This window comes from Tenuifilum sp., assembly GCF_037481895.1.
Classification (GTDB): Bacteria; Bacteroidota; Bacteroidia; order Bacteroidales; family Tenuifilaceae; genus Tenuifilum; species Tenuifilum osseticum.
This window is the reverse complement of record NZ_JBBFKU010000040.1, coordinates 17,407-31,692: the sequence shown is the minus strand read 5'-3', so window position 1 is coordinate 31,692 and position 14,286 is coordinate 17,407. Positions and strand designations below refer to the sequence as shown.

General features: G+C 41.7%; 7 protein-coding genes. 6 read left to right on the top strand and 1 reads right to left on the bottom strand.

What is annotated here, in order from left to right; genetic code table 11:
* Positions 1–372: 372 nt before the first annotated feature.
* From WHS63_RS11345 to odhB, 5 genes are all read left to right on the top strand, one after another.
* Positions 373–903 (top strand): hypothetical protein, encoded by a 531-nt coding sequence (locus WHS63_RS11345; RefSeq protein WP_445198914.1) that lies wholly within the window; start codon positions 373–375, stop codon positions 901–903.
* 189 nt (positions 904–1,092) lie between these two features.
* A complete protein-coding gene (gene htpG / locus WHS63_RS11340) occupies positions 1,093–3,147 on the top strand; it encodes a molecular chaperone HtpG (RefSeq protein WP_445205206.1) in 2,055 nt (684 codons plus the stop codon).
* Positions 3,148–3,279: 132 nt separating this feature from the next.
* Positions 3,280–4,686, top strand: coding sequence for a hypothetical protein (locus WHS63_RS11335; RefSeq protein WP_369490513.1), 1,407 nt, complete (start codon positions 3,280–3,282; stop codon positions 4,684–4,686).
* 85 nt (positions 4,687–4,771) lie between these two features.
* On the top strand, positions 4,772–7,570 hold the full coding sequence (locus WHS63_RS11330) for a 2-oxoglutarate dehydrogenase E1 component (protein ID WP_445205205.1): 2,799 nt from the start codon (positions 4,772–4,774) through the stop codon (positions 7,568–7,570).
* Between the two features lie 21 nt (positions 7,571–7,591).
* Positions 7,592–8,860, top strand: coding sequence for a 2-oxoglutarate dehydrogenase complex dihydrolipoyllysine-residue succinyltransferase (gene odhB / locus WHS63_RS11325; RefSeq protein ID WP_445205204.1), 1,269 nt, complete (start codon positions 7,592–7,594; stop codon positions 8,858–8,860).
* Between the two features lie 29 nt (positions 8,861–8,889).
* Here the strand turns inward: odhB and WHS63_RS11320 are convergent, their stop codons facing one another.
* Positions 8,890–11,193 (bottom strand): GAF domain-containing protein, encoded by a 2,304-nt coding sequence (locus WHS63_RS11320; protein ID WP_445205203.1) that lies wholly within the window; start codon positions 11,191–11,193, stop codon positions 8,890–8,892.
* A gap of 129 nt (positions 11,194–11,322) precedes the next feature.
* On the opposite strand from WHS63_RS11320, the gene WHS63_RS11315 reads away from it, so the two are divergent.
* Positions 11,323–14,235 (top strand): M16 family metallopeptidase, encoded by a 2,913-nt coding sequence (locus WHS63_RS11315; protein ID WP_445205202.1) that lies wholly within the window; start codon positions 11,323–11,325, stop codon positions 14,233–14,235.
* Positions 14,236–14,286: the final 51 nt, after the last annotated feature.

The window sequence follows — 14,286 nt, the reverse complement described above, 5'->3', positions numbered from 1 at the left end:
TCACGATTCACGTTTAACGGACTCAAACTTCCTCTAACTTCTTCTAACTCCATAATATTCTATCTATTCCGACTCATTCCGACTCATTCCGATTCATTCCGCCTCAAATCTTGCGTTTCACGGCTCACGATTCACGTTTAACGGACTCAACATCCTCTAACTCCATCACATTCTGCTTATTCCGACTCATTCCGACTCATTCCTCTAAAATTAGCCCGGTTGAATTTGTTAATTCATGGCACTTCGGTTTAAAATTTTATAAATTTGTATTACAATGTAGTTTAGCCTTTACTCATATTTAAATGAATAATACTTTTACCGTATCGATTTAGTATTTTTAACCAAAATAACTGTGGTCAACACATGACAGGAATGGATACCCTTGATAAAATAAGAAGGAAAATAGCAATCTACATTGTTGACTACAGCATTGAGTGGTCCGACATCCTTTTTAACGGCTTGGAATGCTCTGAGCCTTTTTATATCAAAAAATTCGCAAATGGCGAGGAGTTTATTAACTATTTAAAAACCGAGAAGCTTAGCAAGCGCATAACTCATGTTGCCCTTATTGGCTATACATTTTACGATGAAAAGAATCAAACCCTGATGAATGGTATAGAGATTCTTGAATCGCTCAAAAAGATTAAACCCTTTGTAAATGCCATTATGCTTGCCAATGAGGACGAACAGGAGTATGGTGGTTACGTTAAAAAACTTGGTGCTGTGGCTGTTATCAATAAGGACGATAGCGCACTACTCCGAATAAACAACCATATCGCATTGCTATTCAGCAAACAAGCCCTGGCACAACGTAAGAAAGATTTTAAAATAGCGTTGTATATCTGGATTGGAACAATCATTATCATGGCGTCATATCTACTTATTGGTTACTATTTAATCTGACAAAATTGCATAGGCTTGCCTAATTGACATTTTCTTGTCAACTCCATTGCGCTTTGTCATTATATTGACTATCAGGTTGATACTCAAAATTTCATTTTGATATCTTTATCAACGCCTTTGTTGGCATTGGAATTGAAAAGTTGGGTAAGGTATGTATCGATAATGTTGAACCTAAAATATTGATGTACAATGCAAACAGGAAAAATTGGCGTAACCACTGAGAACATTTTCCCAATAATAAAAAAGTTTTTGTATTCTGACCATGAGATATTTTTAAGGGAGTTAATTTCCAACGCCGTTGATGCCACCCAAAAGCTAAAAACTTTAGCATCGGTTGGCGATTTTAAGGGAGAGCTTGGCGACCTTACCATCAGGGTGAAGGTTGATAGGAAAAAGGGAACACTCACAATTAGCGATAGTGGTGTGGGCATGACCGCCGATGAAATTGACCGCTATATCAATCAAATTGCTTTTTCAGGTGCCGAGGAGTTTTTGGAAAAGTATAAAACCCAGGCTAACGGTATTATTGGCCATTTCGGGCTTGGTTTCTACTCATCGTTCATGGTTAGCGATAAGGTGGAGATTATTACCCGTTCATGGCAGGATGGCGCCAAACCAGTTCGCTGGAGTTGCGACGGTACACCTGAGTATAAAATTGAAGACGCTGACCGTGAAGCTCGCGGAACCGATATTGTTTTACATATAAGCGACGATTCAAAGGAATTCCTTGAAGATCATAGGATTGAGGAATTGCTTCGCAAGTATTGTCGGTTCTTGCCCATCCCCATAGCCTTTGGAACCGAAAAGGAATGGAAGGATGGCAAGGAGGTTGACACTGGGAAAGACAGAATAATTAACGAAACCAATCCGCTCTGGACTCGCAAACCCGCCGAGTTGAAGGATGAGGACTACCAAAAGTTTTACCGCGATTTATATCCCGCCCAGGAGGAGCCCCTTTTTTACATTCACCTGAATGTGGATTACCCTTTCAATCTAACGGGTATCCTTTACTTTCCAAGAATAAAAACTAACTTCGACATTCAAAAGAATAAAATTCAGCTATACTGCAATCAGGTTTACGTAACCGATTCGGTTGAAGGTATTGTGCCTGAATTTTTGACATTGCTTCATGGCGTTATCGATTCGCCCGATATTCCATTGAACGTTTCGCGTAGCTACCTGCAAAGCGATTCGAATGTAAAGAAAATATCATCGCATATTACCAAAAAGGTTGCCGATAGGCTTCAGGAAATATTCAAGAATGACCGTGAACAGTTTGAGAAGAAATGGGACGACCTTAAGCTGTTCATCACATTTGGCATGATTACCGACGAAAAGTTCTATGAACGTGCCGAGAAGTTTGCTTTACTCAAAAATGTTGATGGTAAATATTTCACCTTTGAGGAGTACGAAAAGCTGGTTAAGGAAAACCAAACCGATAAGAACAAAACCCTTGTTTACCTGTATGCCAGCGACAAGGACGATCAGCACAGTTACATAGAGGAGGCAAAAGTGCGTGGTTACGATGTGCTACTGATGGACGGACAACTTGATCCTCATTTCATAAACACTTTGGAGACCAAGCTGAAGGATACCCGATTTGCCCGTGTCGATTCCGACGTAATTGACAAGCTAATTGTTAAGGAGGACAGAAAGGAGGTTAGCCTACCAGCCGAGGAACAAGCCGATTTAAGGTTAGTTTTTGAGGGTGCGCTTCCAGCTCAGGATCACTACTGGGTATCGTTTGAGGAACTTGGCGAGGGGGTAAATCCGGTGGTTATCACCCAGTCCGAGTTCATGCGCCGCATGAAGGATATGTCGGCCATGAGCCCAACTTCAAGCTTTTACGGTAGCATGCCCGATAGCCGTAACCTTGTGGTCAACGTATCGCACCCCTTGGTTAAATCTATTATTGAAGCTAAAAGCAAGCAGCTTAGCGAAAAGCTCAGCGAGGTTAATGAGAAGATAAAGCCTGTAAAGGCTAAGGTAGAGGAGCTCGAAAAAGCTCAGAAGGGTAAAAAGGACGAGGAGATACCTCAAGCCGATAAGGATGCCCTTGCCGATGCCGAAAAACAGCTCGATAAGCTGGAGGAGGAACGTAGCGCAGTTCTAAAGGACTTTGGTAAAAATTACAAGTTGGTAAAGCAGCTTATCGATCTGGCATTACTGGCTAACAACATGTTAAAGGGTGAGGACTTAAGCCGGTTTGTGAAGCGGAGCATTGAACTGATAAAAGGAGAATAGTAATCGCATAAATTATTTGGTTTTGGCTCTACAATTCGTAGAGCCTTTTTTTATTGATGCACAAAAATTTGTTAGCCACAAAAAGTTTGAACAAACTACCCTTTTTTTTGTAATTTTATACAAAACCATCACATGGAACGCGATATACTAACCACCAAGCGAAAGGCTTTAGCCATAAACCTTGACCCAACAATTTATGGTACGATTGCTGAAATTGGCGGAGGACAGGAGGTGGCACGTGCATTCTTCCAAGCGGGTGGGGCATCGGGAACTATTGCTAAAACCATCTCCGCATACGATAAGGTGTTTAGCGATTACCTGTATAGCGATGGCGATAGCGGACGGTACGTGTGCCTAAAACGCTTACAGCAAATGCTTGATGCTGAGTACAAACAGCTAATTGATGTGCTTAACTCTGAAAGAAGTCCCGATAAACGTTTCTTTGTTTTTGCAAATACGGTTGAAACGCTTAACTTCCGAAAGGATAACCAGGGACATGGTTGGCTTGGTGTACGTTTTGAACTTACCAAACAAGGCACGGCTAACGAGGTGGTTGTTCACGTTCGCCTGAATGAGAACGATGCTATTTTGCAGCAGTACACCTTAGGAACTCTTGGCGTAAACCTTATTTATGCCTGTTTTTACTACCATAAAAGCCCCACACTATTCCTACAGTCGCTTATGGATAATCTTTCAACCGATAGGGTTGAGATAACCATGGTTCGAATGAGTGGGCCCGATCTGGATTACGTGGACAATAGGCTCTTGGGGGTTCAACTGGTTAAGAATGGTATGACCCCGGCGATTTTTTTCGATCGGTATGGCAATGTTCAGGAGCCCGACGATATGCTGTATAAGAAGAACGCATTGGTACTTAGGGGACGTTTCAGACCAATTACCTACGTGGGCTTCGATATCTTAAAAACATCTTATGCTCATTTTAAGAAAAATGCTTTGTTTAAACCCGATAATACCCTTCAGATCTGTGAAATCACACTTAATAATCTTCTTGAAGAGGGCGAGCTGAAAGAACGCGATTTCCTGGATCGGGTTGATTTGCTAAATGGGATGGGTCAAAACGTTTTAATATCAAACTTTAGGGAGTTTTATAGATTGGTTGATTACTTTGGAAGGTTTAAGCATAAAAACCTTAGAATAGTTATGGGTATACCAACCTTTATGAAGGTGCTTGATAAATCCTACTATGCAAATTTACCTGGAGGCTTACTTGAGGCTGTAGGCAAAATGTTTCCTGCCCGTACAAAGTTCTATATTTATCCTGCACTTGACCGAAACACTGGCAATATTAGGTACATCACCGATATTACAATTCCCGATGACGTGATGCACATTTTCCATTACCTGAAGCAGAACGATTTGATTGTTAGTCTAACAGGCGTAAATGAGCAGTGGCTTAAAATAACCTCGGATGAAGTTTTAAGCCTGATACAAAGCAACGATAAGCGATGGGAAAGCATGGTGCCCAAGTATGTGGTTAAAACTATAAAGCAGAAAAAGCTGTTTGGTTACACCGGTTGACTTTGCACAAATCTTTTTACTCAAAATTGAGGCTTATTTTGAACTTTAGTATCTGCTTAGTGTTGGTTATTGAAAATTTTTGAGTATGGAAAACATTCTTGGTAATATCGATCCTAAGACTATTGATGAACTTTACCGGATGTGGAAGAGTAATCCAAGTTCAGTAGATGAGGGCTGGCAAAAGTTCTTTTTGGGTTTCGACCTGGCTATTTCTGGGTCTCACAGTGCACAGGATTGTATTGCTGACTCAGAATTCAAGGTGATAAAGCTAATTGAAGCATACCGTATGCGGGGGCACCTGTTCACAAAGACCAACCCGGTACGGACTCGCCGTAGCTACTCACCAACCCTTGATATCGAAAACTTTGGTTTAGGTACAAAAGATTTAGACAACCGATTTAAAGCTGGTGAACTAATAGGTTTGCCTAACGCTACTCTTTCTGAAATCATTGAAAGGCTAAACAGGATATACTGCCGTAGTATTGGCGTTGAATACATGTACTTGCGGGAGCCAAAACTGGTTGATTGGATACAGAGTAGGGTAGAGGGAACCCTAAACCATACCCAGTTTAGCCCCGACCAACAGAAGCATATTCTTTACCACCTAACCGCAGCTGTAGGATTTGAGCAGTTTATACATAGGAAGTTTGTTGGACAAAAGCGATTCTCGCTGGAAGGGCTTGAGGCGCTTATACCTGCACTTGATACTACCATTGAACATGGTGCTGAGCATGGGGTAAAGGAATTTGTAATTGGTATGGCTCACAGAGGACGTTTAAACGTGATAACCAACATAATGCGTAAGCCCTACGAGGAAATTTTTGCCGAATTTATTGGTGAGGCATACGACGATGAATCAACCCTTGGCGATGTTAAGTACCATTTAGGATACTGCAATACCATTGAAACCGATAAGGGTAAAATGGTAAGGTTACACCTTGTTCCAAACCCTTCGCACCTTGAAACTGTTGGCCCGGTTGCCGAAGGTATTGCTCGCGCCCGAATTGACGATGCCTACCAGGGCGATGTTAATAGTTTGATTCCAATAATCATTCATGGCGATGCGGCTGTTGCTGCCCAGGGTGTGGTATACGAAACCATTCAGATGTCGCGGCTAAGTGGCTACTCCACTGGAGGAACTATACATATTGTGCTAAATAACCAGGTTGGCTTTACTACAAACTATATTGATGCCCGTAGCAGTACCTACTCAACCGATGTGGCAAAGGTTACCCTATCGCCTGTTTTCCACGTCAATGCCGACGACCCGGAGGCATTATTGCACGTAATTCGTTTGGCTGTTGAGTTTCGTCAAACCTTTCACCGCGATGTTTTTATTGATTTGCTGGGCTACCGGAAGTATGGGCACAATGAGGGCGATGAGCCTCGCTTTACCCAGCCTGTACTTTACGATTTAATTGCAAAACATCCCAATGTGCGGGATATTTATACTTCCAAGTTGGTTGAAACTAAGGTGATATCGGTTGACGATGCCGCTACCGTCAGGAAGGATTACGATACCATGCTCGAGGAACGTTTTGTGTTAGCGCAGGCAAATCCAAAAATCAGGATAGGTAGGTTTATTCCTGAAAAATCGAGTGGTTATAGGTACTCATCCAGTAATGATTTCGAAAAATCGCCCGATACAGGTGTAAGCAAGGAAATGCTTAATATGGTCTCCAACGCTTTACTTGAGTTACCCTCTGGAATTGATTTTTTCAAAAAGTTAGTTAAGATAATTGATGAGCGACGGGAGAACTATACCCGGCAAAAGGTTGATTGGGCAATGGCTGAACTTTTAGCTTACGGGACGCTCATTGCCGAGGGGCACCCTGTGCGCTTAAGTGGGCAAGATTCTGAGAGGGGAACTTTTTCGCATCGTCACTCAGTGTACTCAATTCAGGGAAGCGAGGAAAAGTATTACCCGCTTCAAAATATTTCAAATGCTAGGGCAAAGTTTTCAGTTTACAATAGTCTCCTCTCGGAGTATGGGGTTTTAGGTTTTGAGTATGGCTATTCTGTGGCTTTACCTAATGGGTTAACCATATGGGAGGCACAGTTCGGCGATTTTCATAATGTTGCTCAGGTTATTATTGATCAGTATATTAGTTCAGCCGAAGATAAGTGGGGGTTGCAATCGGGGCTTGTGCTTCTTTTACCCCATGGTTTTGAAGGGCAAGGACCTGAGCATTCCAGCGCTCGAATAGAGCGGTTTCTTACCCTTTCTGCGCGCAATAACATGCAAATTGTAAATGCTACAACACCTGCCAACTTTTTTCATGTATTACGGAGGCAGCTAAAGCGCGATTTCAGAACCCCATTGGTTGTATTCACACCCAAAAGTATACTTCGTCACCCTAAAAATATTTCAACCCTTCAGGAACTCGAGAGTGGCAGTTTCCTAGAAGTGATTGACGACAGTAATGTTGACGAAAAAGCTGTATCGCGAGTTGTATTCTGCAGTGGAAAAATTTACTATGATCTACTGCAGCGTAAGGAAGAACTTGATGTAAACGATATTGCATTGGTTCGGATTGAGCAGCTATATCCTTTCCCATCTCGTCAAGTTGAAAAAATACTCGATAGATATCCAAATGCAAAGAAATGGCTCTGGGTTCAGGAAGAGCCCCAAAATATGGGGGCATGGAACTTTGTAAAGGATAGGATAACTGGTGTACCTCTTGAGGTTATCTCAAGGGCGCCAAGCGGAAGTCCTGCCGTTGGTTTAAGTAAGATTCATAACCTGGAGCAAAAGGAGATAATCACTAAGGTATTTAGACCCTGCACCTGCGAGTTAAAGAACAAGTATTGCGGATTGCAGTGCGAGGAAGGGTCACGTCGATTCGATAGGCTCAATCAGTACGAATATTTCGAAAGAAAGTAGTTAATTATAAATATTGCATTTATGATCGTAGATGTAAGAATCCCCTCGCCCGGCGAGTCGATATCGGAGGTTGAACTCACGCGCTGGCTTGTATCCGATGGTGATATTGTTGAAAAAGATCAGGAAATAGCCGAAGTTGAATCGGAGAAAGCAACACTACCAATCATTGCTCCAGAAGCAGGAAAAATCGTCCTAGTTGTTTCGGTTGGCATGATAAAGGTCAATGAGGTTTGCTGCAGAATAGATACATCCTTTGCAGGGAAATCTCCCAAAGCCATGCCCACTGCCAACAGTGAGAGTCAACCAAAAGTAGAATTAGTTGAAAAGCCTAAACTAACAACCGAGGGAAAAACAGATTTTCCCACACATGAAGATAAGATTGCTGATAAAGTAAAGGTTACCCCGCTGGCACGAGAACTCATGCATGAGTATAATATGAATATTGATGATGTTCTTAATGGTCTCAGGAGGATTACGGCTGGTGATGTACAAATGGTTAAGGATACATTAAATTACCTTGTAGTTACCTCTGACAAGCCCAAAGAAGCATTAACTTTGGAACGTTCCGAAGAGCGCATTAAAATGTCGCAGCTTAGGAAAAAGGTTAGCGAGCGCTTGGTAACCGCTAAAAACACCACGGCAATGCTTACAACCTTTAACGAGGTTGATATGAGCCGTGTGCAGGAGATTAGAGCAAAATACAAAACCGATTTTCAGCAAAAGTTTGGTGTTAAGTTAGGGTTGATGTCGTTCTTTGTGCGGGCTGCAGTTGAAGCGCTGAGGTTACACCCCATGACCAACTCCATGATAGATGGCGAAGATATAGTAACCCCAAGTTACATTGACATGGGGATTGCCGTTCAAACCCCTAAGGGGCTAATGGTTCCTGTGCTTCGTAATGCACAAACCATGAGTTTTGCTGAAATTGAAAAAGAAATACTCAGGCTTGCCACCAAGGCAAGGGAAGGGCGAATTACCCTCGATGAGCTTAATGGAGGAACATTTACCATTACCAATGGTGGTATTTTTGGGTCAATGCTTTCCACGCCCATTCTAAACTACCCACAATCGGCAATACTGGGTATGCATAACATTGTTGATAGACCGGTAGCCGTAAACGGCAAAGTGGAAATTCGGCCTATTATGTATGTTGCCCTATCGTATGACCATAGAATTATTGATGGTAAGGACTCAGCAGCATTCCTGATGGATATCAAGCGGATGATTGAGAACCCTGAAAAGCTGTTGTTTGGTGGCGACGATCCGATTATGAAGCTAATAGGCTTATAAAAAAAGCGGCCTTTGTGGCCGCTTTTTTTCTACTTGAACTCACCATCCTCAAAGGCAAGTTTCATAATCTTGTAAACTCTTCCTTCGCTATCCTTTACAGGGATATAGGTTTCAAGGAAATGGTATGTTTTGCCTTTCCAGGTAATTGTCGATTTAACCTTTTTGCTAATACCGGCTTTAAGGTTATCCCAGAATGTTCCATACTCCTTCTTTTGTACATCGGAAAGCTCAAGGTTATCGCTATGGTGGCTACCAATTAGCTGTTCACGGGGAACCCCAACAAACTGGATGAAGGAATCGTTTACATTCAGAATATTGCCGTTAAGGTCGTACTCAATAACGTAAGCAGAACTTTGAATTGATTTGATAAACTCCTCAATTTCAGCCGATTTGCGTTCAACTTCCTCCTGGGTGGCCTGTAATTCTTCCATATTCTGGCGCATTTCCTCTTCCTGAGCCTTCATCTCTTCGGCTTGCATTTGCGATTGCTCCAGTAACATCTTAGTACGTGCATTTATTTTAACCGAAAGGATGGTTGAGGCAATGCTTTCAGCAATCTTTTCAATAAATTCAATTTCGTGCTTTTCTAGCACCTTGAACGAGGCCATTTCAATCACGCCTAGAACTTCATCTTCATGTTTAAGGGGTACAAGAATCACGCATCGGGGATTTGCGTCGCCCAAACCTGATGTGATGTTAACGTAATCGTCAGGTACATCGGTCATGAAAATGGTTTCCTTTTCCATGGCGCAGGCGCCAACAAGCCCTTCGCCTTTCTCAATTTGTTTGGTTAAATACTTTTTCCTATCCCATGCAAAAGCTGAAACCAGCTCAAAGTATTGGTTGGTTTTGTCCTCATCGTTCCAGAGGAAAATCCCCCCCTGGTTAGCTCCTACATACTTAACCAATGCGGCAATTACGCTATCGCAAAGTTTTTGCAGGTCGTTGTTGTTTTGGCGGAGTATCTCACCAAATTTTGCGTAACCCTCATTTGCCCAGGAACGTTTTTGATCGTCAATCTTACGCTTCTCCTCATCCTCGGCTGCCTTTTTAAGGCTGTCGCGCATGTGTATTAACGATTTTCCAAGCACATCCTTATCGCTGAGTAGCTCTAGGTAGGTTGTATAGTTTCCTTTACCAATCTCGTTGGCAAAGGTTGTTTTATGACCAATACCATCAATTGTGGTGTTAAGCGCTAACGCCATCTCTTCAATTTCATCACCAGTATTGAGGTCAACCTTTAGCTCATCCGATACTTCGCCCCTGGCCATTCGTTTCAGGATATCGGTAATGCGCTTTATGGGTTTAGTTAGGTTGTCGGACACAAAAAGCAATACCAGCACCATTACAAGCAAGCCTGCAATGCTAACAAATAGCGAAACGTAAAGGGTTTTCTTGGCATTAGCCATTATTACATCAACTGGTACCGATAGGGCTAATGACCATGGAGTTTTTGTTTTGCCAGCAATTATTGGTGAATGGCAAATAAGTAGCTGTTTGCCTGTTTCGTCGGTTTTTGTGTAGTAGAATTCTTCGCCCTTGGCTATTCTTTCTGCAATCTTTTCTTTTTCGTTATCAATTTTGAATGCTTCATCAATTTTTTTATTGATAAAGTCTTTGCTAGGATGTGCGGCAATTATTCCTTCGTTTGAAATTAGGTACGCAAAACTTCCTTTTACAGGTTTAATTTTCGATACCATCTCCTGGAGACTTTCCAGGCTAACATCACTGGCCACTATCCCGCTGAAAGCGTTGTTGATGTAAATGGGGGAGTAGTAGGTAATCATCAGTTTAATATCGGCTTTTCCGGTAGTAACCTGGTCAACGTAGGGTTCCCAAATTGCTTCTTGCCCCAGCTTTTTGTATTTACCATAAATAGGAGGATCGCCATTTATGCTACGCTCATCGTATAGCCATTTTATCTCGTTTCCTTCACGCCAAGTGGTGATAACAAACCGTCCGTAATCCTTATCGTAACCCGGCACAAACGATTTGTACTCCCAGCTATCCCATATTGAGTAAATTTCAGGGTTTTCCCTTAAAACAGGGATGTACATGTCAAGAAAAAGCTTTTTCCACTGTTCATGTGGCATATTTTTATACACTGTAAAGGCCTGAGAAAGGGTTCTGACAAGCGATAACTCCTTTTCAAATATTGCTCCTACCTCTTTTGCCGATACTTTTGCGGTTAGTTGGGTTTTTTCAATGGCATCGCTATAAATATTTGCCCTCGACTGCCAAAGGATGTAACCTACGGAGGCAACGTAAAGAATTGCAGTTACCGTTAGGATGTAGAGTAAAATTTTCTGCCTTATCTTTAGCTTACGTTTCATGGGACTTAAATTTTTTTGATAAACATATATCTTTTTTGATAAAAATACAATTTCTAAGTTTAAAAAACAGGGGTGTTAAACTTTGAATTTTTTTATTAGTCAAAATCAAAACCTAAATCAACAAAAGCTATGAAACAAATACTGAAAAAAATTCAGTTACTGCTCTTTGCAGTTACGGTTTTTACTGTTAACGCCCTTGCACAGCAGTATAAGTACGAAACTGTTCCAAACGACCCAATGGGTGTAAGAATTTATACCCTTGATAACGGGTTAAAGGTGTTAATGTCAGTAACCAAGGATGAGCCCCGCATCCAAACATTTGTTGCCGTTAGAGTGGGGAGTAAAAACGATCCCAAAGAAACCACGGGTTTAGCCCATTACTTTGAGCATATGATGTTCAAGGGAACTCCCGATTTTGGTACGCTCAACTGGGAAAAAGAGAAAGAGATGATCAATACCATTGAGCAATTGTTTGAGGTTTACCGTAACGAGACCGATTCGCTCAAGCGTGCTGCGATTTACCATAAAATTGATAGCATCTCCTTTGAGGCATCAAAGCTTGCCATTCCAAATGAGTACGATAAGCTTATGACTGCCATTGGATCAACAGGGACAAATGCTGCAACATCAAACGACTACACCATTTACATAGAGAATATCCCAAGCAATCAGCTTGAAAATTGGGCAATGATTCAGGCTAACCGTTTCAGCCATCCGGTGCTCAGGCTTTTCCACACTGAACTTGAAACTGTTTACGAGGAAAAAAACATGTCGTTAACCAACGATACCCGTAAAGCTGGTGAGGCTCTGTTGCGTGGTCTATTCCCCAATCACCCCTATGGGCAGCAAACTACACTTGGTGAGGCTGAGCATCTCAAGAATCCCTCAATGAAAAATATCCGTGAGTTCTTTGACAAGTATTATGTTCCCAATAACATGGCAGTTATCCTTGCTGGCGATTTTAACCCCGACGAGGCAATAAAGGTAGTGGATAAGTACTTTGGAACCCTTAAGGCAAAACCCTTGCCTGAGTTTAGTATTGTTCCTGAGGAGCCAATTATTCAACCCAAGGAATATGAGGTTGTTGGCTTGGAGGCTGAGAACGTATCCATTGGATTCCGTTTTGCCGGTGCAACCTCGGCCGATGCCGATATGCTATCGCTTATTAACTCCATTCTTTATAACACTAAAGCGGGTCTTATCGATTTAAATATCAATAAAAAACAGCTTGCACTCAGGGCTTATGCATCAGCAAGAGTGATGACTGATTATTCAATTCTACAGCTTGGCGGCCGAAATAAGAAGGGACAGTCACTGGAAGAGGTAAAGGATCTGCTATTAAAGCAGGTTGAGTTATTGAAAAAGGGAGAGTTTCCTGACTGGATGCTTGAGGCAGCAATCAACAACTATAAGTTGAACAGGATGAACGCTCTTGAATCTGCATCGAGCCGTGCCCGGTTGATGATGAATGCTTTCCTTAATGGTATTGAATGGGAAAATGTGGTAAATAGCATTGAACGGTTACAAAAAATTAGCAAGGATGATGTTGTAAAATTTGCTAACGATTACCTGGGGGATAACTATGTTGTGGTTTATAAACGTCAGGGTAAACCCCAGGATGTGGCAAAGGTTGCTAAGCCCCCAATTACTCCAATTCATATTAACCGCGATGTTGAATCCGATTTTCTAAAGAAAGTAAAGGAAACAAAGGTAACACCTGTTGAACCAGTGTTTATTGACTATAATAAGGATATTACCAAAATTAAGCTTAATAAAAATATCGAAGTTCTTTACAAGCAGAACACTGAGAATGGGACATTTAACCTGGTCTACTACTATCCGTTTGGTAGCTTAAGTAATCCGGCACTGACCCATGCAGCTGATTACATACAGCTACTGGGAACCTCAAAGTTGAGTGCGGAGGAGGTTAGCCAGGAGTTTTATCGATTGGCATGCACCTTCAACATTAATGTTAACGATGAAGATACTTACATTACTCTTTCTGGTTTAAGCGAAAATGCCGCCAAGGCCTTAAACCTAATGGAATCACTACTTAACGATTGTCAACCCGACGAGTCAGCCCTAAAGGCCTATATTGCCAACCAGATAAAAGCCCGTAACGATGCTAAACGTAACCAATCGGCAGTATTTAGTGCATTGGTTAGCTACGCTACCTATGGAGATAACAATCCCCAAAAATTTATACTGAGCGATAAAGAACTTAATGAGCTAAAAGCCAACGATCTAATTAGTATAATCAAGAGTTTAAGTTCCTACCGCCATACAGTGCTTTACTATGGCCCATTAGCATCGAAAGATTTAAAGGTTATGCTTAGCAAGGAGCACCGTTTACCCAAAAAATTCATTCCAACACCGGAAAATAAAAGGTTTGAACCCCTTGAAACAACATCCGAAAGAGTGCTTTTTGCCCATTACGATGCAAAGCAATCGTACCTACAAACTTTAAGCAGGGGACAAAAGTACGACGATAACCTTTATCCCATTATTACTTTGTACAACGAGTATTTTGGTGGAGGCATGAATGCCATTGTTTTCCAAGAAATGCGCGAAAAGCGTGGCCTAGCCTACACGGCCCGTTCAAGGTACACCATTCCCTCAAGACCTGACGATTACTTCATAAATATGAGTTACATTGCAACTCAAAACGATAAGGTAGTTGATGCCTTCAACGCCTTTAACGAACTGTTCAACGCTATGCCGGAAAATACTATAGGCTTCAATCTTTCCAAGGAGGCTTTGATTTCCGATATCCGAAACAACCGGATAAGAAACATGCGAGTACTTTACAGCTACCTGAATGCCAAACGAATGGGTTGGAACGAAGATATTCGCAAGAAACTGTATTCACAAATACCTACTTATACCTTTGACGATGTTAAAAAATTCCAGGAACAATTCGTAAAAGGGAAACCTAAAACTTACATTATTTTGGGTAAGGAGGCCGACATGAATTTCCAGGAACTGGAAAAACTTTATGGGCCTGTAACAAAGGTAACATTGGAGCAAATATTCGGTTACTAATATTTAAAGGCCAATCGAAAAAAAACGGTTGGCCTTTTTAAATCATTTTGA

What these genes read in the sequence shown, in the direction of transcription:
- WHS63_RS11335 (WP_369490513.1), top strand. Translation starts at nt 3,280, where the DNA reads ATGGAACGCGATATACTAACCACCAAGCGAAAGGCTTTAGCCATAAAC.
- WHS63_RS11315 (WP_445205202.1), top strand. Translation starts at nt 11,323, where the DNA reads ATGAAACAAATACTGAAAAAAATTCAGTTACTGCTCTTTGCAGTTACG.
- WHS63_RS11345 (WP_445198914.1), top strand. Translation starts at nt 373, where the DNA reads ATGGATACCCTTGATAAAATAAGAAGGAAAATAGCAATCTACATTGTT.
- odhB (WP_445205204.1), top strand. Translation starts at nt 7,592, where the DNA reads ATGATCGTAGATGTAAGAATCCCCTCGCCCGGCGAGTCGATATCGGAG.
- WHS63_RS11330 (WP_445205205.1), top strand. Translation starts at nt 4,772, where the DNA reads ATGGAAAACATTCTTGGTAATATCGATCCTAAGACTATTGATGAACTT.
- htpG (WP_445205206.1), top strand. Translation starts at nt 1,093, where the DNA reads ATGCAAACAGGAAAAATTGGCGTAACCACTGAGAACATTTTCCCAATA.
- WHS63_RS11320 (WP_445205203.1), bottom strand. Translation starts at nt 11,193, where the DNA reads ATGAAACGTAAGCTAAAGATAAGGCAGAAAATTTTACTCTACATCCTA.